This window comes from Caldalkalibacillus thermarum, assembly GCF_014644735.1.
In the GTDB taxonomy this organism is placed as follows: domain Bacteria; phylum Bacillota; class Bacilli; order Caldalkalibacillales; family Caldalkalibacillaceae; genus Caldalkalibacillus; species Caldalkalibacillus thermarum.
This window is the reverse complement of the sequence record NZ_BMKZ01000099.1, coordinates 1-1844: the sequence shown is the minus strand read 5'-3', so window position 1 is coordinate 1844 and position 1844 is coordinate 1. Positions and strand designations below refer to the sequence as shown.

The 1844-nt window shown below is 43.3% G+C and carries 3 protein-coding genes; all 3 read left to right on the top strand.

Features of this window, described 5'->3' with window-relative positions; translation table 11 throughout:
- Positions 1–129: 129 nt before the first annotated feature.
- From IEW48_RS16565 to IEW48_RS16560, 3 genes are read left to right on the top strand one after another with little or no spacing between them, the layout of a single operon-like run.
- Positions 130–1092 (top strand): glycosyltransferase family 2 protein, encoded by a 963-nt coding sequence (locus IEW48_RS16565; RefSeq protein WP_503826755.1) that lies wholly within the window; start codon positions 130–132, stop codon positions 1090–1092.
- 45 nt (positions 1093–1137) lie between these two features.
- Positions 1138–1317, top strand: coding sequence for a hypothetical protein (locus tag IEW48_RS17315; RefSeq protein ID WP_229704106.1), 180 nt, complete (start codon positions 1138–1140; stop codon positions 1315–1317).
- Positions 1314–1721, top strand: coding sequence for a hypothetical protein (locus IEW48_RS16560; RefSeq protein ID WP_188624706.1), 408 nt, complete (start codon positions 1314–1316; stop codon positions 1719–1721). The genes IEW48_RS17315 and IEW48_RS16560 overlap by 4 nt, the downstream gene beginning before the upstream one ends.
- Positions 1722–1844: the final 123 nt, after the last annotated feature.

Sequence of the window (1844 nt, the reverse complement as noted above, 5' to 3'; positions counted from 1 at the left end):
TCTCCCTTTCCACACAGGAGACTGAATATTCAGTCTCCTGTGTGGAGAAAATCAGTCCCCTATCAATTCAAATCCATTTCAGAGAAACCCTACCCCATTTACATTACACAAAATTCTTGACGGTACCTGTTGATCTATTATTCTTTGTTAACCATTGCAGGGATCTGGCACAGGATAAAACCAAAACCACAGGTTTATTTAACACGTTATCCCAGTGTGGACATACTGATACCGGCTCACAACGAGGAAGTAGTGATCAAAGAAACGTTGGAAGCTATGTGTGCTTTGGAGTATCCTGGTAAACTGAACGTTTTCCTTCTGGATGACCGTTCAACTGACCGTACAGCCGAGATTGCCAAAGAATTTCAAAAGACATTTTCACGGGTTCATTATATTTCTGTTCCGCCTGGCAAACCGAGAGGAAAAGCCAGAGTTCTTAATTATGGATTGTCAGTCACTCAAGCAGACTATATTGTCGTGTTTGATGCTGATAACCGCCCTGAACCTTCAGCCGTTAAGCTGCTAGTGGAAGCGGCAGAAAGTGACCCCCGAGCGGCCGGTGCAGTGGGGTACGTCAAAACGATTAATGCCGACACCAATCTACTAACGAGAATGATTGCACTGGAGTTTCAAGTCTTTCAACTGATTATGCAGTCCGGGAGATGGCAATTGTTCAAACTGGGCTCCTTACCAGGCACAAACATGTTACTCAAAAGAGCAGTGATTGACGAGTTGGGCGGGTATGATCCATGGGCGCTGGCGGAAGATGCCGAACTGACCATGAGAATCACCGCCTCCGGATATACCTTGCCGGTCGTTTCTGAATCAGTTACTTGGGAACAAGAGCCAGAAAACCTGAAAACGTTTCTCAAACAGCGCACTAGATGGTTCATGGGTAATATCTACCTGCTGGAGAAGTCTTTTTTCCAAACCTCCTATTGGAAGAAAAAAGCCTTGTTCCATTCGGTGCAACATGTACTCACCTACCTTCTGTTTGCTGTTTTGCTACTTGTTTCCCATTTGATCTTAATTTTAAGCCTGGTTGATCTGATCACCCCGATTTATACTGCACCAATCCTGATGTTCTGGTAGATGAGCTATATTGTTTATACTTTTCAGCTATTAGGAGCGCTGGTATTGAATAAGAAAGCTTCCCCTGCTAATTGTGGTGCTGCATTAATCATGTATTTTATCTACGCCCAGACCTTTATTATCTTATTGCTGAGAAGTTTTGTGCTGTATGTGGGGAAACGGCACATTCAAGGCCAAAACATTGAATGGGACAAAACAGTCCGCTTTAAGGGGAGAGACATATGAGCAGCCTCCGGCTTGTTATGATCAGCCTGGTTTCGCTCATACTTATCGCTGTCCTTACCCTTATCACCATCATGTCAGCGGATCAAAATTCAACAGTGAAACTGGTTGAACAATATTATACGGCTGAAAACGGTTTAATTCGCGCTTATGGCATACCTGACAATGAAACCTTTTTATCTGAGAGCATCGGGCTGTATATGCAATATCTCCTTCTTGCCGGTGAGAAAGAACGCTTTGACAGGCAGTATAACCTTTTGCTCAATCACTTTCTGGCTGAAGCAGACGGAGAGGTATTCATCCAGTGGAAAATCGGAGACACTATCTCCACCAACTCCCTTGTGGACGACTTACGGATTATCCAGGTCCTGACCGAGGCGGGCCATCAATTTTCCGAACCTAAGTAGGGATTGCTGAAAAAGTTTCATTTTTTAAGTTTTAACTTGCTCAATTTAAGTTTCTTGGTAGACTATTTTTTTCTTGAAGACGTAAGTAAAACCATATAGCAAAAAAAGACAAAAAGAGAGCGT